Origin of the sequence: Nitriliruptor alkaliphilus DSM 45188, assembly GCF_000969705.1 — a bacterium.
Classification (GTDB): Bacteria; Actinomycetota; Nitriliruptoria; order Nitriliruptorales; family Nitriliruptoraceae; genus Nitriliruptor; species Nitriliruptor alkaliphilus.
This window is the reverse complement of the sequence record NZ_KQ033901.1, coordinates 3735233-3754729: the sequence shown is the minus strand read 5'-3', so window position 1 is coordinate 3754729 and position 19497 is coordinate 3735233. Positions and strand designations below refer to the sequence as shown.

Sequence of the window (19497 nt, the reverse complement as noted above, 5' to 3'; positions counted from 1 at the left end):
AACCACGTCCGAGTTGACGACCCAGCTCGGCAGGGATGCCGACGTGGACGACCGCCTGCCCGTCGACCAGAACGACCTCGCCCGCACCGCGACGCTGTCGACCGCCGACGGCCTGCACAGCTTCGCGGCTGCCTCGCCGGACCTGGCCTGCATCACCGACCTTCAGGGCGTGATCACCTCGACCAACCAGGCCTGGCGGTCGGTGCTCGGCTGGACCCGCCACGAGCTGGTCGGCTACCCGTTCCTCGACCTGGTCCACGAGGACGACCTCGACCGGGCCCGTGCCGCGTTCGACGAGGCCCGCGCCGGCCGGACGGTGCACGACCTGACCACGCGCTGGACCACCGCCGACCACGAGTGGCGGTGGCTGAGCTGGTCGATGACCCTCGGTCCCGGACCGCACGTCTACGCGTCGGGCCGCGACCTCACCGACCGCGTGCAGCAGCAGCTCGAGACGGCACGTCGCGCGGTCGAGCTCCGCGCCGAGCTCGATGATGAGCGGGCCACCGTCGCCGAGCTCCGGGAACGCGAACGCCGCAAGGACACCTACCTGTCGGCCGTCTCCCATGAGCTGCGCACGCCGGTCACGCTGATCCAGGGCGCCGTCGACACGTTGGGCTCAGACTGGCACCAGCTCCCCGCCGACGAGGTGGCCGAGCTCGAGACCCTCGTGGTCGACCAGACACAGCGGCTGTCGCGGGTCATCGCCGAACTGCTCGACGTCGACCGGCTCAGTCGCGGACAGCTCACCGCGGTCCTCGACCCGGTCGAGCTGGTCGCCCTCGTGCAGGAGGTGATCGACGCCTCGCCCGCCAGCGATCGCGTCAGCCTGGTCGCTCCCGACGAGGTGCACCTGCAGGCCGACGCCGGCCAGCTCCAGCACGTGGTGCGCAACCTGCTCGAGAACGCCGACAAGTACGCCCCCGAGGGTGCCGTCTGCGTCACCATCGACGCCGACCGCCGGTGCGTGCGCATCGGTGTCCGCGACCAGGGGCCAGGCATCCCGACCACGTCCCTGGAACGGGTCTTCGAACCCTTCTGGCGGGGCGACTCGGCGGGCGCGAGCGCCGGCAGCGGCATGGGTCTCGCCCTGGTCGCCGAGTTCGCCCGCCTCCACGGCGGTCGAGCATGGGCCGAACCGGTCAGCCGCGGGGCCCACCTGATCGTGGAGCTGCCCGTCGAGGTCCCCGCCTGACCGTCAGGTCACCCCGTGCCGAGGTCCAGCGGGTCCGGCGGCGCGGAGGCGAACAGCTCGGTCCCGAACGGGTCCTTGACGTGGACCTCGTCGAACCGGACGAAGAGGTCGAGGGCCAGCTCGCCGGCGTCGTCGTCGTGACGGACCGACACCGTGAAGGTGTGGGTCACCCCGTCCCCGGCCGTGGACCGGCCCTCGAGCGACCACTCGGGCGCCCAGGTGCCGGGACGTGGCTCGGGCTGACCGAACAGCGGCGTGGCGACCGGTGCGCCGTCGAACGCCGAGACCACGTCGACCAGCTGCTCGTCGCTGAAGGTGTAGACCTCGGTCCGTCCACCCTCGTCCGTCGGCACCCGACGTCGCAGCGAGCCGAGGATGGTCGACACCGGTGCGACCAGCACCTGGACCCGTCGATCCACGACCTCGACGCCACCCACACCGCTGCGCCACGGGTAGCGGTCGGGCGTCGGTTCGAGGGTGGCGGCCAGGACCCGGTAGCGGGTGTCGAGCTCGAGGCCGAGCAGGGCCGCCCCGTCGAGGACCGACTCGAGCTCGGTCAACGTGGTCACCGGGGGCGAGCCAGGGTCAGGCGCCTGTTCGGACACCCATCCCTCCAGGTCACGGGTCCGGATACGCACCCTACCGAGCGGCCCGTCCGGCCCCCGCGGACCATCCGGACAGCCGCCTAGGCTCGCGCCACGACGGAGGAGGCCCACCGTGGGCGAACCGATGATCCGCCTCGACGCCGCCACCAAGGTGTTCCCCGGCAGCGACCAGCCCGCGGTGGACCAGCTGAGCCTGGCCATCCCCGAAGGTGAGCTGGTGGTCTTCGTCGGCCCGTCCGGTTGTGGGAAGACCACGACCCTGAAGATGATCAACCGCATCGTCGAGCCGACGTCCGGGACGATCACCATCGGCGGCGAGGACGTGCTGTCGCGGCCGGCACACCTGGTCCGGCGCGACATCGGCTACGTGATCCAGCAGATCGGGCTGTTCCCGCACCGCACCATCGAACGCAACGTGGCCACCGTTCCGCGGCTGCTCGGCTGGGACGAGGACCGCACCGCAGCCCGGGTCGACGAGCTGCTCGAGCTGATGGACCTCGACCCCGCCATGAAGACCCGTTACCCCGGCGAGCTGTCCGGCGGGCAGCGGCAGCGTGTCGGTGTGGCCCGGGCCCTGGCGGCCGACCCTCCGGTCCTGCTCATGGACGAGCCGTACGGTGCGGTCGACCCGGTCGTGCGCGGCCGGCTGCAGGACCAGCTGCTCGAGCTGCAACGCGACCTGCACAAGACCATCGTGTTCGTCACCCACGACATCGACGAGGCCATCCGCCTCGGTGACCGCATCGCGATCCTCAACATCGGCGGCAAGCTGGAGCAGTTCGACACCCCCGAGACGATCCTGCGCGACCCGGCCAACGGCTTCGTCGAGGACTTCCTCGGCGGCGAACGGGGCCTCAAGCGCCTGGCGCTGCGCTGCGTCGGCGACCTCGGTGAGCTGCCACGCGGCGCGACCGTCACCGCCGACGACACCGGCGACCACGCGGTCGCGGTCGCGGAGGCCTACGGGGTGGACTGGTGCGGCATCCTCGACGGCGAGGACCTGCGCGGGTGGGCGTGGCTCGACGACCTGCGCGGGGTGCCGCGCGCCGGCGAGGTCGAGACCCGCCGCTTCCGAGTCGCGACCACACGGGACTCGACGCTCCGTGAGGCCCTCGACGCGATGGTGCGGTCCTCGACCGGCGTCAGCGCGGTGTTCGACGAGGCCGACCGCTACCTCGGCATGCTGCAGCTGTCGGACCTCACCGCGGAGATCACGGGCAGCTCCGGGACGCCGGCCGCCGCGTGAGCCTGGAGATCCTCACCACGTGGCTGTGGCTCGCGCAGGACGGCGTGCCCGCCGGCGAGTGGCTCAGCCGCAACACCGACGCGATCGTGCGTCGCGGCGTCGAACACCTGCAGCTGACCGGCATGTCCATCGGCTTCGGGCTGGCCATCTCGATCGTGCTGGCGATCATCGCGATGCGCTACCGGTGGGCCTACCGACCGATCACCATGGCGACCGGGATCGTGTTCACCATCCCGTCGATCGCGCTGTTCCCGATCCTGCGGCCCTACTTCGGGTTGACCACGACCACCGCCGTCGTGGGGCTGACGCTGTACACGTTGCTGTTCCTGTTCCGCAACATCATCGTCGGCCTCGAGGGGGTGCCCGCCGACGTCGTCGAGGCCGCCGAGGGGCAGGGCTACGAACGCAACCGTCTGTTCCTGGAGGTCCAGCTGCCCCTCGCCCTGCCGGTCATCATCGCCGGGATCCGCATCGCGACGGTGACCACCATCGGCCTGGTCACCATCACGGGCCTGATCGGGTACGGCGGGTTCGGGTTCTTCATCTTCGACGGGCTGCGCTCCAACCTCTACCTGCCCAAGCTCCTGGTCGGCGCGCTGGCACCGATGGCCCTGGCGCTCATCGCCGATGCCCTCCTGCTGCTGCTCGAACGGGCCTTGACGCCCTGGTCCCGCCGCAGCGCGGCCTGAGAGGAGGCGCACCGTGGAACCCATCATCGACGCTCTTCGCTTCCTGGCGGACTGGTCCAACTGGACCGGCAGCCGTGGCGTGCTGGTGCGCCTCGTCGAGCACATCCAGGTCAGCCTCCCGCCGCTGATCGCCGCGATGCTGGTGGCCATCCCCGCCGGCGTGCTGGCCGGCCACCACCGTCGCGGCCAGGCGATCGGCACCGCCATCGCCAACGTCGGCCGGGCCATCCCCACCCTCGCGCTGCTGGTGTTCGGCCTCATCCTGTCGGTGCGCGTCCTCGGCCTCGGCATCAGCTACTGGCCGACGGTGTTCGCGCTGTTCTTCCTCGCGCTGCACCCGCTGTTCACCAACAGCTACACCGCCGTCAAGAACGTCGACCGGGTCCTGGTCGAGGCCGCCCGCGGGATGGGCTACGACGACCGCCAACTGCTGCGCGAGGTCGAACTGCCCGTCGCCTCCCCCGTCATCTTCACCGCCATCCGCATCGCCGCGGTGCAGGTGGTCGCCACCGCCCCGATCGGAGCGTTGGCCGCCGGGGGCGGCTTCGGCCGCTTCGTCATCGACGGGTTCGGGTCACGCAACTACGGGGTGATGTACGCCGGCATCATCCTCATCGCGCTGCTGGCGGTGGCCACCGAACGGCTCATCGACGGGATCGAACGTCTGGTGGTCCCAAAGGGCCTGCGGGCCCGGGCCGACGACGACGTGGTCACCGTCACCGCGGCGACCGGCCGCGCCGTCTGACCTGAGGGACGGCGGTCGACCGCCGGCGGCGATCGCTTCCCGTCAGTCGGCGAGGGCGAGGTGCTGGACCGAACCGTGGAAGCGGTCGAGCACGTGGTCGGAGAACAGACCGGCGACCAGGGCACCGCGGCTGTTGACGCCTGCCTTCTCGTAGATGGCCTTGGTGTGGTCCCGGACGGTGTGGGCCGAGATCATCAGCTCGGCCGCGATCTCCTTGCTGGTCAGGCCGCGGCACAACCGCAGGACGATCTCGGTCTCACGGGCGGTCAGCCCGTAGGAGTCCAGCAGGATCGACATGAGGTCGTCGGGCCGGGCGTGCTCGACGGTGAGCATCACCGCGCCGGCGTCGCCCTCGACCGGCGAGACGTGCAGGCGCAACCACCGGCCGCTGCGGCCACGCAACCGGGTCGTCAGGTTGGACGGTTCCGGCCCCCACCGGGCCTTGGTCGCGGCGGCCTGCACCACCCCGGGGAAGTCCCCGTCCACGTCGTTGACCCGCAGGTCTTCGAGGATCGGCTGGGCGCCCGCGCTCATCGCCGTGACCTCCCCGGCGGCGTCCAGCACGATCACCACCGGCGCCTGCGCGCTGGTGTGCACCTGCACCCGGCCGAGCGACTCGCGCAGCACCCTGGTGGCGATCGGGACCAGCGCCCGGACGTCGGTGAGCTCCTCCGGCGTGAACGGCCCATCGGCGGAGGCCCGGACCAGGTCACCCACCGCGATGCACGACGGCCCGGCCACGAACGAGATGCGCAGCTCGTCGGCCACGCCGATGACGCGGTAGAGCTTGCGGTAGCGGGGGCTGCGTTCGAGGTCACCGTCGACCGCCTCCGCCAGCGTCGCGACCGGGTCGGCCCTGCGGGCGAGGTCGGCGAACTTGATGAAGTCGGCGTCGAGCAGCTCGTTGTCCCAGAACGGGACGCAGTCGTCGGGCGTGAACCCCTCCACGATGCCGCCCGACGGGAGCAACGTCGACGGATCGACGGTCATCAACGCGGCCCAGTCGAACCGGGCCACGGTGTGGAACGCGGCCACCATCGCCGCGCACACCTCGTCGGGTGATGCGTCGGCCTCGCCCACCGCGATCAACCGGTCCCGCGCCTGTGTGAACGAACGGATGCCCACCGGCCAGCTCCCCTGCCGCGAACGAGCCGGGGGGCCCGTCCATCCCCGCGGTCGAGCGTAGACCTGTGGGGCACCGGTGACCATCCCCCACCTGCGGGGGTCACTCCTGCACGTCGGGGTCCGCCTCGTCGAGGTCGGGCCCGCGGTCACGCTCGTGACCGGGGGTGCCGGGCGGTGGGCCGACGGCACCGTCGGGTCGGCCGCCGGGGCCCCAGCCCCGCGGGCCGTCCCCGGCCTTCCCGTCCCTGGCGTTGCCCTCTCCGCGCTCCTGGCCGAGGCCCTGACCCCGACCCTGCCCCGGCGCGTCCGGCCGGCCACCGCCGCCCTGGCCGAGACCGTGACCTCGACCGGGGTGCTCGACGTCCGGTGCAGCGCCACAACCATCGGCGCTCAGCCCGTGCTTGCCGGCGATGCGCACGCAGTTGCGGTGCAGCGCCGCCCGGGCCACCGGCGAGGCCTCGTCCGGCAGACGGTCGGCGCCATCACCGAGGAGCCGCTCGAAGCTCCGGATCGCCTCCTCCGGACGCTCCTCGGCGGCCGCCTCGACGTTCTCCAGCCCCTCGGCGACCAGCCGCTCCGCGTGCTCGGGCGCCTGACGGGCCTCATCGATCCGGCGGGCAGCCAGGGCCAGGTGCACCTCGGCTGCTCCGTCCGACCCGCGGGGCACGTTGAGCCACACCTGCTCGGAGGTGCGCTTCAACCCGTACAGCAGCGCGTCGGGTTGGGCGGCCTGCGCCGCAGCGACCGCGCCGCCGCTTCCGAAGACGAGCAGGGCCGTCGCCGTCCCGACCGCCACGAGGCGCCGACGCGGCCGACGGGACGGCCGCCGGACGCCCACGGGGCCGTGCGTCCGGATGCTCACCAGGTGGCGGTCACGCGTCGCCGCGGGCAACGGTTCCTGGTCGAGGGCCCGGACCCGGTGCAGCGAGGTGAGGACCTCGGGGTCGGCGCCCGCCGGCTGCGCCCGGCCGGCCAGCACGTCGTCGACCAGGCCGTCCAGCTCGCCGGCGGCGGTCAGGTCGGTCAGGTCGCCCAGGTCGTCGGACCCGGGAGCCTCTGGGGTGCGGTCACGGTCGTCGGTCATCGGGGCCTCCTGCCTCACCACCGGTAGGCGAGCCAGAGGGCGGGGAGGTTACGGGTCCCGGTCCCACGTCCTCGGTGAGCAGGCTGGCGAGCCGTCGGACCGCCCGGTGCTGGAGGAGCTTGACGGCCCCGGGGGTTCGCTCGATCAACGCAGCGACGTCCGCGATCGGCAGCCCGGCGACCAACCGCAGTTCGACCACCTCGCGCTGCTCGGCGGTCAGCTGACCGAGAGCACGCACGATGCGCGGGTCCACGGACGCGTCCACGACCTGCTGGCCCGGATCGGGGCCCGCCTCGTGGAGCGACGCCTGGTGCTGTGCGGTCAGTTCGTGGTCGGCGCGGCGGTCAGCCCGTTTCCGCCAGTCGTTCAGGTTGTTGCGGGCCGCGCGGTAGAGCCAGGCGCGCAGCGCCGTGCCATCGCCCCGGATCGTGGCGCACCCCTCGATCAGCTCCACGAAGGTCTGCTCGACCAGGTCGTCGGCCACCCCGCCGTGCCGCACCCGCCGCAGCAGGAACCCCCGCAGCCCAGGCGCCACCTCGAGGTAGACCGCGGCGATGGCGTCCCGGTCCCCGCGGCGCACGCCGTCGACCAGGTCGTCGAGCGGCTGGTGTCGACCGGGCTGCTGCACCGGGCCCCCTCGTCACACGCGGTGGCTGCGCCCGTCCCCGTCCCGGACGAGCCGACCGAGCGTAACGGGCGCGTTCCGGTCGGCGACCCATCCGCCTCGGGGACCTGTGACGGACTCACGCGTGGCCTAGGGTCATACCTACGACCGCGGTCGCAGGCCGACAGCCGGCCCATCGCCAGCCAGGGCGACCATGACCGCCCCGTCCTCGAGGATCCACCCCATGCGCATCCCGCGAAGCCTCACCCTGCCCGTCGTCGCCGCCGTCGCGCTGGTCGCGTCCGGCTGCGGGGATGGTGGGGACACCGTCACCATCGGCGCCAACGACTTCGCCGAGTCCAACATCCTCGCTCAGATCTACGGGCTGGCCCTCGAGGACGCCGGCATCGAGGTCGAGGTGCGCCAGAGCATCGGTTCGCGCGAGAACACCTTCCCGGCCGTGGTCGACGGCGAGCTCGACCTCGTCCCCGAGTACACCGGCAACGCCTTCCTGTTCACCCAGGGCGAGGGCGACACCGAGCTGCGCGACGAGCAGGAGGTCTACGACGCGCTGGTCGCCGAGCTCGAGGCCGACGGCCTCATCGCTGGCCAGTACTCCCCCGCCCAGGACGTCGACGGGCTGGCCGTGACCCGCGAGACCGCCGAGGAGCACGGCCTCGTCACGATCTCCGACATCGCCGACTTCCCGGGCACCTTCCGCTTCGGCGGCGGCCCCGAGTGCGAGGAGCGCATCAGCTGCTTCGTGGGCTACACCGACGTGTACGGGCTGACCAACATCGAGTTCGTCTCGCTCGACTCCGGCGGCCCCATCACCGTCGAGGCCCTGAACGCCGGCGAGGTCGACGGCGCCAACCTGTTCACCACCCAGTCGGTCGTGGGCGCCAACGACTTCGTCATGCTCGAGGACGACCAGCAGCTGCAGCTGCCCCAGAACATCGTGCCGGTCCTGCGTCAGGACGTGATCGACACCCACGGCGAGGAGGTGCTCGGCATCCTCGACGCGATCAGCGCCGCCCTCACCGAGGAGGACCTGATCGACCTCAACGCCCAGGTCGAGCTCGAGCAGCGCGAGCCGCGCGACGTCGCCCGGGAGTGGCTGGAGACCAACGGGCTCATCGGCTGACGTCCGGTCTTCCCCGGCCGTACCCTTCCGACCGGCGAGACCGACGACGGGGGCGTGACGATGAGCTCGGGGACCACGGCGGTGCCTGCCGTCGACATCGCACCGCCCGACCCCCCGGCCCGGCGCAGCGTCCTCGTGCTGTTCGCGGCGACCTCGGTGTTGACCGCGAGCCTGCTGTTCGTGGTCCAGCCGATGGTCACGCGGATGGTGCTGCCCGCCTTCGGCGGCTCACCGCAGGTGTGGACCACCTCGATGCTGTTCTTCCAGGTGGCCCTGCTCGTCGGCTACGGCTACAGCCACGTGGCGACCACACGCCTCGACCGACGGCGGCAACCGTGGGTCCACGTGGTGCTGCTCGCCCTGCCGGTGGCCCTGCTGCCGATCGCCCTGACCGTGGCGCCCTCGGGGCGTGATGGCCTGGCACCGTCGCTCGAACTGCTCGCCGCCCTGACGATCGGGGTCGCCGCCCCGTTCGTCCTGCTCGCGACGTCGGGACCGCTCCTGCAACGCTGGTTCTCCTGGACCGACCACCCGCACGCCGGTGACCCCTACGTGCTGTACGCGGCCGGCAACGTCGGCTCCATCGGCGGCCTGCTCGCCTACCCGTTCCTCCTCGAGCGGGTCCTGTCGGTCACGGCCCAGGCACGCTGGTGGACGGTCGGCTACGCCGCGGCCCTCGTCCTCGTCGGCGCCTGCGCGGTCGTGGCGACCCGACACCGGGCCGATGACCCCCCGGGCGACGGCGCAGCACGCACCCTGCGTCCGGAGCCGAGCCCACCGGTGGGCCGCCGGCGGGCTGCGCGGTGGATCGCGCTCGCCTTCGTGCCCTCCAGCGCGATGTTGGCGGTCTCGTCGTACCTGTCGACCGACATCGCGGCCGTGCCGATGCTGTGGGTCCTGCCGCTGGCGATCTACCTGGCCACGTTCGTGGTCGCGTTCGGCCGGTGGAGCGTGCCGGCGACCCGCGTCGCCACGTGGCTGGCCGTCCCGGTGGCGGTGGCCGCCCTGACCGTGACGACGGGCCTGGCGGGGGTCACCGGCGCGATCGCCGTGCAGCTCGGCCTCGTCGCCGTCACCGGTCTGGTCGCCCACGGGCGCCTGTCCGCGGACCGGCCCCCGCCGACGCAGCTGACCCGCTTCTACGTCCTGCTGGCGGTCGGCGGGGCCCTCGGTGGGGTGGCCAACGGCATCCTGGCGCCGCTGCTGTTGCCCGTGGTCTTCGAGCACGGGCTGATCGTCGCCGCGTTGGTGTGGCTGGTGGTCGACCGGCGCAGCCCGCTGCGAGGGGCCGCCACCTGGTCTCCCGCGGTTCGGGTGCCCGTCGGGATGGTCATCGCCCTCGTCCCGGCCACGCTGTTCCTGCTGTCGGCGATCGGCGGCATGGAGCGATGGGTGTCGATCGTCACCCTGGTGGCCGCCGTGGTGCTGGTCGCCCTGCCCACGACCCAGGGTGGTGCGATCGCCATCGGGGTCACCTGCGTCGCCCTGTTGCCCGGCCTGACCCAGATCGCCCGCGCCGACCTGGTCGAGCGGACCTTCTTCGGGGTCCACCGGGTCCAGAGCGACGCCGACCACGTCGTGCTGATGCACGGCACCACCACCCACGGCGCCCAGGACCTGTCCACCCCCGAGGAACGTCGCGAGCCGCTGACCTACTACGCCCGGTCGGGTCCGGTCGGCGACCTCGACACCGTCTTCGGCGACCGTGGCGACATCGGGGTGGTCGGACTCGGCACCGGCGCGATCGCCAGCTACGGGCGGTCCGACCAACGGGTGGTCTTCCACGAGATCGACCCGGCGGTCGTGCCGATCGCGTGGGAGCGGTTCACCTACCTGGGCGACAGCGCCGCCAACGTCGAGGTGGTCCTCGGCGACGGGCGGCTGACCGTGGCCGACGTGCAGGGCCGCTACGGGCTGCTGGCCATCGACGCGTTCAGCTCCGACAGCATCCCCGTCCACCTGCTGACGGTCGAGGCGGTCGAGGGGTTCCTGCCGGCGCTGACCGACGACGGGGTGCTCGCCCTGCACCTGTCCAACCGCTACCTGCGCCTGCTGCCGGTGGCCGCGGGTGCGGCCGAGGCGCTCGGCCTCGACCTCGTGGTCCGGTTCGGCGAGGCCGACGAACGGGCATCGGCCGCCCTGTGGGTGGCGCTGGCACCACCCGACGGCCGTCTCGACGCCCTGCGCGACCTCGGGTGGGAGGACGTCGACGACCAGCCGCGCCCGTGGACCGACCAACGCAGCGACCTGTGGTCGGTGGTCCGCCGCTGACCGCGCGGGATCTCGGCGCTACGGCCGGAGGCTGACGCCGGCATCCACCCCGGCGTCCACCCCGTCGGCCATCATCGCCGCCAGCCCCGCCGCCAGCTCCTCGACCGGCTCCTCGGCTGGCGAGATGGCGTAGCTGACGATCAGGCGGGACGCGGCGTCCGCCGTTCGAGCGAGGTCGGCGGCCGACAGGTGCGGCACGAACCGGCCGAGCACCTCGATGACGACCGGCCGCGCTGCCGACAGCACCGGGCCGGACCCATCGGTCAGGAACGGCAGCAGCGCCTCGGGCTCGGTGGCCAGCAGCCGGTCGAGCAGCGGGTGCTCGCGCGCGAGGCGCAGGGCCGCCGCGATGGACGCCTCCAGCGCGGGACGGAGCCGGTCGTGCTCGGCCGCTGCCTCGCGCATCCGGTCGAAGAACGCCTGCTCCTCGCGGACGATCGTGTCGCTGATCAGCCCGTCGCGGCTGCCCACGTACCGGTAGACGGTCTGCCGTGACACCCCCGCCTCGCGAGCGACGTCCTCGAGGGCCAGACGCGCGAGGCCGTACCGGCTCATCACCGTCAGCGCCGCATCGAGGATGCGGAGCCGGGTGTCCTCGCTGCTCATCCGAGCTCCTGACGTGACCGCGGTGGCACCGCCGCGGCAGTCTACGCCGCGACACCGTTAGGCTCGGCGGACCGCCTCCCCGACCCGTCAGGTGCCCCGTGGACCGCTCGACGCTGCCACTGCCCGCCACCGCGATGCCGGAGGTGACCGTCGCCGCCGGTGACCTGCTCGATCTCGACGTCGATGCGCTGGTGGTCCCGGTGTTCCGTGGTGGGATCGAGGGGCCGGGGACCGACGCCGTCCTCGGTGCGCTCGGCATCGACGACGTCCCCCGGGACGCGTCCTTCCGCGGCAAGGTCGGCGAGCTGCTGCACCTCGCCGCGCCGGGGATCGCGGCCGGGCAGGTCACCCTCGTCGGGCTCGGCCGCCTCGATGCGCTGACCGAGGAGACCGTGCGCCGCGCCGCCGGCTCCGCCGCCCGCGCCCTCGCACCGCGGTGCCAGACCATCGCGACCTCGCTGTCCCTGGTGTCGGTCGGACCCGGCGGGGTACGCGCCGCCGCCGAGGGCGCCCTCCTCGGGGCCTACCGTTACGACGAGGCACGATCGACGCGCGAACCCCAGGCGCTTCGGACCATCACCCTGCTGGCCACCTCGGCCGAGCTGGACGCGGGCCGCCGGGCCGTGCACCTGGCCACCGTCCACGCTCGAGCGCAGTACGTGGCGCGCGACCTCGTGACCTGCCCGCCCGACCGGATGGGTCCGGTCGAGTTCGCCGAGGTGGCCCGCGCCATCGTCCCGGCCGACGTCGAGGTCGAGGTGTGGGACGAGGACCGGCTGGCCGAGGAACGTTGCGGCGGGATCCTGGCGGTGGGGCGCGGTTCGGCCCGTCCTCCGCGGCTGGTGCGTCTGCGGTGGAGCCCGCCGGACCCGCTCGCCCGCATCGCCCTCGTCGGCAAGGGCATCACCTTCGACACCGGTGGCATCTCCCTCAAGCGTCCCTCCAACATCATGGACGCCATGAAGAGCGACATGGGCGGCGCGGCCGCCATCCTGGCCGTGTTCACCGCCCTGTCCGAGCTCCGCGTCCCGATCGAGGTCACCGGCGAGCTGTGCATCGCCGAGAACATGCCGTCCGGCGACGCCCAGCGCCCCTCCGACGTCATCACCATCCGCGGCGGCACGACCGTCGAGGTGATGAACACCGACGCCGAGGGACGGCTGGTGCTGGCCGACGGGCTGGTGCTGGCCGCCGAGGACGACGTCGACGCGATCGTGGACGTCGCGACGCTGACCGGCGCGGCCATCCGCGCCCTCGGACCCCGGGCCACCGCGGTCTTCGCCAACGACGACGATCTGCTGCGCCAACTGCTGGCCGCCGGCGAGTCCGCCGGCGAAGCCATGTGGCACCTGCCGCTGTGGGAGGACCTGCGCGACAACCTCGACTCCGACGTCGCCGACCTCGAGAACCTCGGTCGTGGCGACGAGGCCGGGGCCACGATGGCCGGTCTGTTCCTGCGCGAGTTCGTCGACGGCACCCCGTGGGTCCACCTCGACATCGCCGGCCCGTCGTGGCAGGAGGAGGACCGCTACCACCAGCCGAAGCACGGCACGGGTGTGCCGGTCCGCACGCTGCTGCGCTGGCTCGAGGGCGTCGGCAGCTGACCGCTCCCCTCGGGTGCCTGCAGGCGTTGTGACCACCGCACCCTCGTGGGCGTCGTTACTCCAGGAGGTGGCGGAGGAAGGCTTCTGGCGAGGCGAGGAACGCGCGGTAGAGGGAGACGTGTCGGGTTCCGTCGTAGCTGGCCGCCTCGAGCCCTCGGTCGTCGAGCTCGTAGATCGTCGCGTACGGGTAGGCCATGAGCAGCGGTGAATGGGTCGCGATGATGAACTGGCCACCCTCGTCGACCAGATCGTGGATGCGGCGAAGCAGTGCCAGACATCCCTGTGGGGACAGCGCGGCCTCAGGTTCGTCCAACAGGTACAGCCCGTTCGGCCCGAACCGGTGAAGCGCCAGGGAGAGGAACGACTCCCCGTGAGACTGCTCGTGCAGGCCGCGATCTCCGTACGCCTGGGCGACCTCGGGCCCGAGTTCCTCCACCTGGGTCGCGACGTTGAAGAAGCTCTCGGCACGCAAGAAGAAGCCGGTGGAGGGCCGCCGCACGTCGCGGATGACCCGCAGAGACTCGTGCAGCGGTGACGTCGAGCTCCGGGTCTCGAAGTTGAAGTTGCGGCTACCACCCTCGGCGTTGAAACCGGCGGCGACGGCGAGCGCCTCGATGAGGGTGGACTTGCCGCTGCCGTTCTCACCGACCAGGAACGTGACCGCCGGATCGAGCGTGACCTCGTCCTCCAACGCCTGGACGGCCCGGAGCGTGTACGGGTAGACGTCCCGGTCAACGACCTTGTCGAGGTCGAGCCCGATCGCCCGGAGCCATCCACCACCACGCATGACCGCACGCTATCGACCCGAGTCCACCACCAAGCTGTTGGCGATGCACACCCGCTGAACTCAGGTCGACGTCAGCCGCGGGTCGCGGCCACGATGTCCGCGGCGGTCAGGGTGATGAGCTGCTCGTCGGTCGGCGCCGGCACCCGGACCAGGCGTGAGGCCTGCTGGGCCACCGCCGCCTCGAAGACGTTGCGCACGAGCCGGGCATTGCCGAACCCGCGGTCACGCGGCACCGACGCGAGGTGGTCGGCGAGGGCCACCTCGGCGTCCGCATCGAGGCGGTAGGAACCAGCCCGCGCCACGTGCCGGGCAACCTCGAGCAGCTCGCCGTCGGTGTGGTCGGGGAAGTGGATCGTCCGGGGGAACCGGGAGGTCAGGCCGGGGTTGGCGGCCAGCAGGTCGGCCATCTCCTCGGGGTAGCCGGTGACCACCACGACGAGACGGTCCCGGTGGTCCTCCATCAGCTTGACCAGCGTGTCGATCGCCTCACGTCCGAAGTCGCGGTCGTCGCTGCCGCGGGCCAGGGTGTAGGCCTCGTCGACCAGCAGCACACCGTCGAGGGCTTCCTCGACGACCTCGCGGGTGCGTTCGGCCGTCTGCCCCACGTACCCGGCGACCAGGCCGCTGCGATCGGTCTCGACCAGGTGGCCGCGGCTGACGACGCCGAGCGCGGCGTAGATCTCGGCCAGGAGGCGTGCCACGGTGGTCTTGCCGGTGCCCGGGTTGCCGGTGAAGACCAGGTGCCGCGACCCGCCGACGACGGGCAGGCCGCGGGACTCGCGCAGGCGCTGGACCTGCAGCAGGTCGGTGACCAGCTGCACCTCGGCCTTCACGGGGGCCAGGCCGATGAGCTGGTCGAGGTCGGCCAGCACCTCCTCGACCGGGCGGTGCGCCGGCGGTGCGGTGGCTGCCTCGTCGTCCGCCTGCGCGGCCGGCACGTGCGCGAACGGTGCGGCGGACGCGGACGACGACGGCGACGGCTTGGACGGGCGGGACGGGCGGGACGGCGGGGACGGGCGGGACGCCGGCGGCGGTGGTGGTGGCGGGCGCGGTGGTGCGACGGTCCGGGTGGCGGCGTCGGCGGCCACGACCTCGTGCAGCGGCCCGCCGAAGAAGCCCCCGTCGGCACGCCGTTCGTCGGGACGTTTCGCACCGTGACGGGCCATCGCCGCGAGCAGCACGTGACGAGCCCGCGCGACCGCGTCGAGCTCCACCTCCGATGTGGCGAGGTCGAGCGCCGCCACGTCGTGCGCGACGTCCATGGCGGTCACCAGCGCCCGCCAGGCGCGGTCACCACCGTCGGCCGCATCGGCCCGGCACAGCGCGACGAACGTCTCGGACGGCTCGGCCAGCGCGGCCCGGCGGCCAATCAGCAGGCCCGAGCGGCGCAGGTCCTCGGGGGTCAAGCGTCCGAGCGCGGGCCGGTGCGGCGCGAACGCGGCGAGGTACCCACGCAGCTCGGCATCGCCGTGGACCAGGTCGGCGTCGATGAACGCGGCCACCAGCTGCTCGACCTCGACGAGCGCCACCGCCCACGGGTCGGCCACCACGCCCGCCAGCGCCGCAGCCAGCTGCTCGACGCCACGGGCCACCGTCGCGGACAGCGACGGAGGTTCCAGCACGGTGGGTGGGTTCACGTCCCCTCATCGGCGTGTCCGTGGCCCGACCTTGAGCCCGGCCCGCCCGGGAACCGGCCTCAGAACGACGCGGAGCGCGGGCCGCTCCAGGCGTTCATCGTCGACGACGGGGGGACACCGACGATGGGAAGGGCCTGGAGCACGTCACCCGCGCTCCGACCGCCATGGTCGCACGGCGATCGCCGGTCCGCAGGTGACCATGGTCCCGATGTACGGGGTCGTTCGGTCGTTGACCTGGCCACCGTCCGGTCCGGCCCCGGCCGTCAGCCCTTCCTGTCGGTTCGCGTCCCCTCGCCCTCCCCCGGGTCCGGGTCGGCGAAGGCGTCCGGTGGCGGACAGGCGCACACCAGGTTGCGGTCACCGTGCGCGTTGTCGATGCGGGCCACCGGCGGCCAGTACTTGTCGGCCCGCGGGCGGGTCCCGTCCGGCAGGTCCCACCGGCCCGGGTACGCCGCGACCTCGCGCGGGTAGGCCCGGTCCCACCCGTCGGCCAGGACCTCCTCGGCCGGGTGTGGCGCCCGCACCAGCGGGTTGTCGTCGGCCGGCCAGGTCCCGGCGGCGACCGCGTCGATCTCCTCGCGGATGGTCGCCATCGCGTCGCAGAACCGATCGAGCTCGGCCAGGGACTCGGACTCGGTGGGTTCGATCATCAGCGTGCCGGCCACGGGGAACGACATCGTCGGGGCGTGGAACCCGAGGTCGATCAGCCGCTTGGCGACGTCCTCGTTGGTGATGCCCGTCGCGGCCTGCAACGGGCGGAGGTCCACGATCACCTCGTGGGCCACGAACCCGCCCTCACCGGTGTAGAGCACCGGGAAGTGCTCGCGCAGGCGGTGGGCGACGTAGTTGGCGTTCAGGATCGCGACCTCGGTGGCGCGACGGAGCCCTGTCGGCCCCATCATCGCCACGTACGCCCAGGAGATGGGCAGGATGCCCGCCGAGCCCCACGGCGCCGAGGCGACCGGACCGGTGCGGTCCTCGTCGGGAACCTCGCCGTGACGGGTGACCTCGACCAGCGGGTGGGTCGGCAGGTACGGCGCGAGGTGGGCGCGGCAGGCCACCGGACCGACCCCCGGCCCGCCGCCGCCGTGGGGGATGCAGAAGGTCTTGTGGAGGTTGAGGTGGCTGACGTCGGCACCGAAGCGGCCCGGTCGCGCGACCCCCACCAGGGCGTTGAGGTTGGCCCCGTCGAGGTAGACCTGCCCGCCGTGCTCGTGGACGAGGTCGCAGACCTCACCGATCCGGGCCTCGAAGACCCCGTGCGTCGACGGGTAGGTCACCATCAGCGCCGCGAGCCGCGGCCCGTGCTCGGTGACCTTGCCCTTGAGGTCGTCGACGTCGACGTTGCCGTCGTCGTCGCAGGCCACGACCACGACCCGCATGCCGGCCATCACCGCCGAGGCGGCGTTGGTGCCGTGCGCGGACGACGGGATCAGGCACACGTCCCGGTCGTGGTCCCCGCGGCCCCGGTGGTAGCCGCGGATGGCCAGGAGGCCCGCCAGTTCACCCTGCGAGCCCGCGTTCGGCTGCAACGACACCGCGTCGTAGCCGGTGATCTCGGCCAGCCAGCGTTCCAGGTCGGCGACCACCTGCCGGGTGCCCTCGACCCGGTCCAGCGGCAGGAACGGGTGCGGGTCGGCGAAGGCCGGCCAGGTGATCGGCTCCATCTCGGCGGCCGCGTTGAGCTTCATCGTGCACGAGCCGAGCGGGATCATCGACCGGTCGAGGGCGACGTCGCGTGCCTTCAGGGACCGCAGCCAGCGCATCAGGTCGGTCTCGGACCGGTAGCGGCTGAAACGCGGGTCGGTCAGGAACGAGGTGGTCCGCCGCTGCGCCGGTGGGATGCCGGGCAACCGGTCCCCGTCGCCCGCCAGCAGGGCGTCGACCGCCGCCGCCACCTCGTCCGCGGTCACCGACGCGCCGGTCAGCGCGGACGCCAAGGTGGCCACGTCGCTGGCGGTGACGGTCTCGTCGAGGCTGATCCCGACCTCGTGGTCGTCGACCCGACGCAGCTCGAAGCCGGCGTCGACGGCCCGTTCGAGCAGGGCGTCGGCACCGGCCGAGGTCCGCACGCGCAGCGTGTCGAAGAACGAGCGTGGGCCGACGTCGAGGTCGGCTGCCGCCAGCAGGTCACGCAGGACGACCGTCAGCAGGTGGACGCGGCGGGCGATCCGGGTCAGCCCCTCCGGTCCGTGGTGGACCGCGTACAGCCCGGCGACCACGGCGAGCAGCACCTGCGAGGTGCAGATGTTCGACGTCGCTCGTTCGCGTCGGATGTGCTGCTCGCGGGTCTGGAGCGCGAGCCGGTAGGCCGGCCGCCCCGCCGCGTCCTTCGACACCCCGACGAGGCGGCCGGGCAGCTGCCGGGCCCACGTGTGGCGGGTGGCGAGGAAGGCCGCGTGCGGCCCTCCCGACATCGGCGGGACACCGAAGCGCTGGCTCGAACCGACCACGACATCCGCCCCCTGCTCCCCCGGCGGGGTGGCCAGCGTGCAGGCGAGCAGGTCGGTGGCCACCACGACCGGGACGTCGAGTCCGTGGCAGCGGGCGATGAGGTCGGTGTCGTCGGGCAGCGACCCGTCGGTGGTCGGCTGCTGGAGCAGGACGGCGGCGACGCGGTCCGGATCGCCCGCGACGTGGGTGGCGAACGCCTCCTCGTCCCGCGGATCGGCGACCACCAGCTCCCACCCGAGCGGCTCGGCCCGGGTGGCGACCACCGCGATGGTCTGGGGGTGGCACGCGGGGTCGACCACGACCACGTCGCCCTGCCGCCGGGTCGCGCGGCGGCACAGCTGGATGCCCTCGGCCGCTGCGGTGCCCTCGTCCAGCAGGGACGCGCCGGCGAGCTCGCACCCGGTCAGGTCCGCCACCATCGTCTGGAAGACCAGCAGCGCCTCCAGGCGTCCCTGCGAGATCTCGGGCTGGTAGGGGGTGTAGGCGGTGTACCAGCCCGGGTCCTCGAGCACGCCGCGGCGCAGGACCGCGGGCGTGACCGTGCCGTGGTAGCCGGTCCCGATGAGGCTGCGGCGGACCACGTTTCGGTCCGCCAGGGCGCGCAGCCGGCGCAGCACCTCGGCCTCGTCGACGGCCGCCGGCAGGTCGAGCGGGGCCTCCTGGCGGATCGACGCCGGCACCGCGACGTCCAACAGCTCGGTGGTGGACGACAGTCCGAGCGCGGTCAGCATCCGGACCTGCTCGTCGCCGCTCGGCCCGACGTGGCGCCGCTCGAAGGCGCCGGCGTCGGCGAGGTCCTGGAAGCTGCCCTCGGGGCCTGCCACGTGCGTCTCCGGGTCGCGTGGCGAGAGCGTACGGTGCGCCGCCCCCGGGCCCCACCGGCCCCGCCCTCGAGCCGCCAGGAGTGCACCCGATGCGCATCGGCGCCCACGTCCGTGGTACCGACCCCCTCGCCGCCGCTGCCGACCGCGACGCCGAGATCGTCCAGCTGTTCCTGTCCGCGCCGCAGCAGTTCAAGGGACCCACACCCCGGCAGGACGCGGCGCAGCTGCGGGCGTCCGACGTCGACATCTACGTCCACGCGCCCTACCTGGTCAACGTGGCCACGACCAACAACCGCGTGCGGCACCCGAGCCGCCAGCTGCTGGAGAAGACCGTGCGGGCGGCCGAGGACATCGGGGCCCTCGGCGTCATCGTGCACGGTGGCCACCTGCCCGAGGACGAGGACATCGAGCAGGGGTTCGCCAACTGGCGTTCGACGTTGGACCGGCTCGAGACCTCGATCCCGATCCTGATCGAGAACACCGCCGGGGGCCAGAACGCCGTCTCACGCCACCTCGACCGGATCGCCCGGCTGTGGGACGTCCTCGACGGGACCGTCACCCCGTTCGGGTTCTGCCTCGACACCTGCCACAGCCACGCGTCGGGGGACGCCCTCGGCGACGCGGTCGAGCGGGTCCTGGCCTTCGCGGGGCGCATCGACCTCGTCCACCTCAACGACAGCAAGGACGCGCCCGGGTCGGGCCGCGACCGCCACCAGAACCTCGGCGCCGGCCAGGTCGACCCCGATCTGCTCGTCGACGTCGTGCGGGCCGCGGGCGCCGACGTGGTGGTCGAGACGCCCGATGGCGATGGTGGCAGGCAGGCGGCCGACATCGCCTGGATCCGCGAGCGCCTCTGAGCCCCGGCCGGTCGGCCGTG

General features: G+C 72.9%; 16 protein-coding genes. 8 read left to right on the top strand and 8 right to left on the bottom strand.

The window, feature by feature from the left end; all coding sequences use genetic code 11:
* Positions 1 to 13 precede the first annotated feature (13 nt).
* Positions 14 to 1195 carry a PAS domain-containing sensor histidine kinase gene (locus NITAL_RS17360; protein WP_211262476.1) on the top strand — a complete coding sequence of 394 codons (1182 nt, stop codon included), beginning with the start codon at positions 14 to 16 and terminating at the stop codon, positions 1193 to 1195.
* Between the two features lie 8 nt (positions 1196 to 1203).
* Here the strand turns inward: NITAL_RS17360 and NITAL_RS17355 are convergent, their stop codons facing one another.
* A complete protein-coding gene (locus tag NITAL_RS17355) occupies positions 1204 to 1800 on the bottom strand; it encodes a hypothetical protein (protein ID WP_052667450.1) in 597 nt (198 codons plus the stop codon).
* 124 nt (positions 1801 to 1924) lie between these two features.
* Between NITAL_RS17355 and NITAL_RS17350 the strand changes: the two genes are divergently transcribed.
* Genes NITAL_RS17350 through NITAL_RS17340 form a run of 3 tightly spaced genes read left to right on the top strand, consistent with a single transcriptional unit; the run spans position 1925 to position 4480 of the window.
* Complete coding sequence (locus NITAL_RS17350; RefSeq protein ID WP_052669764.1) at positions 1925 to 3046, top strand: ATP-binding cassette domain-containing protein; 1122 nt, start codon at positions 1925 to 1927, stop codon at positions 3044 to 3046.
* A complete protein-coding gene (locus NITAL_RS17345; protein WP_052667449.1) occupies positions 3043 to 3735 on the top strand; it encodes an ABC transporter permease in 693 nt (230 codons plus the stop codon). Before NITAL_RS17350 ends, NITAL_RS17345 begins: the two co-directional genes overlap by 4 nt.
* Positions 3736 to 3748: 13 nt before the next feature.
* Positions 3749 to 4480 (top strand): ABC transporter permease, encoded by a 732-nt coding sequence (locus NITAL_RS17340; RefSeq protein ID WP_052667448.1) that lies wholly within the window; start codon positions 3749 to 3751, stop codon positions 4478 to 4480.
* A gap of 42 nt (positions 4481 to 4522) precedes the next feature.
* On the opposite strand, the gene NITAL_RS17335 is transcribed toward NITAL_RS17340, so the two are convergent.
* The 3 genes from NITAL_RS17335 to NITAL_RS17325 form a co-directional block, all read right to left on the bottom strand.
* Positions 4523 to 5605, bottom strand: coding sequence for a helix-turn-helix transcriptional regulator (locus NITAL_RS17335; RefSeq protein ID WP_052667447.1), 1083 nt, complete (start codon positions 5603 to 5605; stop codon positions 4523 to 4525).
* Between the two features lie 100 nt (positions 5606 to 5705).
* The gene (locus NITAL_RS27440; RefSeq protein ID WP_052667446.1) at positions 5706 to 6689 is read right to left on the bottom strand and encodes a hypothetical protein; all 984 of its coding nucleotides are present in this window, start codon (positions 6687 to 6689) and stop codon (positions 5706 to 5708) included.
* A complete protein-coding gene (locus tag NITAL_RS17325; RefSeq protein ID WP_052667445.1) occupies positions 6673 to 7317 on the bottom strand; it encodes an RNA polymerase sigma factor in 645 nt (214 codons plus the stop codon). The genes NITAL_RS27440 and NITAL_RS17325 overlap by 17 nt, the downstream gene beginning before the upstream one ends.
* Positions 7318 to 7537: 220 nt before the next feature.
* Between NITAL_RS17325 and NITAL_RS17320 the strand changes: the two genes are divergently transcribed.
* Both NITAL_RS17320 and NITAL_RS17315 read left to right on the top strand, forming a co-directional pair.
* The gene (locus NITAL_RS17320; protein ID WP_052667444.1) at positions 7538 to 8437 is read left to right on the top strand and encodes an ABC transporter substrate-binding protein; all 900 of its coding nucleotides are present in this window, start codon (positions 7538 to 7540) and stop codon (positions 8435 to 8437) included.
* 81 nt (positions 8438 to 8518) lie between these two features.
* Complete coding sequence (locus NITAL_RS17315; protein ID WP_157041914.1) at positions 8519 to 10708, top strand: class I SAM-dependent methyltransferase; 2190 nt, start codon at positions 8519 to 8521, stop codon at positions 10706 to 10708.
* Positions 10709 to 10726: 18 nt separating this feature from the next.
* On the opposite strand, the gene NITAL_RS17310 is transcribed toward NITAL_RS17315, so the two are convergent.
* Positions 10727 to 11314, bottom strand: a complete 588-nt coding sequence (locus NITAL_RS17310; protein ID WP_052667442.1) for a TetR/AcrR family transcriptional regulator — start codon at positions 11312 to 11314, stop codon at positions 10727 to 10729.
* A 98-nt stretch (positions 11315 to 11412) separates the two neighbouring features.
* Between NITAL_RS17310 and NITAL_RS17305 the strand changes: the two genes are divergently transcribed.
* Complete coding sequence (locus NITAL_RS17305) at positions 11413 to 12918, top strand: leucyl aminopeptidase (RefSeq protein ID WP_052667441.1); 1506 nt, start codon at positions 11413 to 11415, stop codon at positions 12916 to 12918.
* Positions 12919 to 12973: 55 nt separating this feature from the next.
* Here the strand turns inward: NITAL_RS17305 and NITAL_RS17300 are convergent, their stop codons facing one another.
* The 3 genes from NITAL_RS17300 to gcvP form a co-directional block, all read right to left on the bottom strand.
* Positions 12974 to 13705 (bottom strand): AAA family ATPase, encoded by a 732-nt coding sequence (locus NITAL_RS17300; RefSeq protein WP_052667440.1) that lies wholly within the window; start codon positions 13703 to 13705, stop codon positions 12974 to 12976.
* A gap of 71 nt (positions 13706 to 13776) precedes the next feature.
* Positions 13777 to 15342, bottom strand: coding sequence for an AAA family ATPase (locus NITAL_RS17295; protein WP_052667439.1), 1566 nt, complete (start codon positions 15340 to 15342; stop codon positions 13777 to 13779).
* Positions 15343 to 15605: 263 nt separating this feature from the next.
* Positions 15606 to 18620, bottom strand: coding sequence for an aminomethyl-transferring glycine dehydrogenase (gcvP, locus tag NITAL_RS17290; protein ID WP_052667438.1), 3015 nt, complete (start codon positions 18618 to 18620; stop codon positions 15606 to 15608).
* A gap of 89 nt (positions 18621 to 18709) precedes the next feature.
* Between gcvP and NITAL_RS17285 the strand changes: the two genes are divergently transcribed.
* Positions 18710 to 19477 (top strand): deoxyribonuclease IV, encoded by a 768-nt coding sequence (locus NITAL_RS17285; RefSeq protein WP_052667437.1) that lies wholly within the window; start codon positions 18710 to 18712, stop codon positions 19475 to 19477.
* Positions 19478 to 19497 lie beyond the last annotated feature (20 nt).

What these genes read in the sequence shown, in the direction of transcription:
- NITAL_RS27440 (WP_052667446.1), bottom strand. Translation starts at nt 6,689, where the DNA reads ATGACCGACGACCGTGACCGCACCCCAGAGGCTCCCGGGTCCGACGAC.
- NITAL_RS17320 (WP_052667444.1), top strand. Translation starts at nt 7,538, where the DNA reads ATGCGCATCCCGCGAAGCCTCACCCTGCCCGTCGTCGCCGCCGTCGCG.
- NITAL_RS17300 (WP_052667440.1), bottom strand. Translation starts at nt 13,705, where the DNA reads ATGCGTGGTGGTGGATGGCTCCGGGCGATCGGGCTCGACCTCGACAAG.
- NITAL_RS17285 (WP_052667437.1), top strand. Translation starts at nt 18,710, where the DNA reads ATGCGCATCGGCGCCCACGTCCGTGGTACCGACCCCCTCGCCGCCGCT.
- NITAL_RS17350 (WP_052669764.1), top strand. Translation starts at nt 1,925, where the DNA reads ATGATCCGCCTCGACGCCGCCACCAAGGTGTTCCCCGGCAGCGACCAG.
- NITAL_RS17310 (WP_052667442.1), bottom strand. Translation starts at nt 11,314, where the DNA reads ATGAGCAGCGAGGACACCCGGCTCCGCATCCTCGATGCGGCGCTGACG.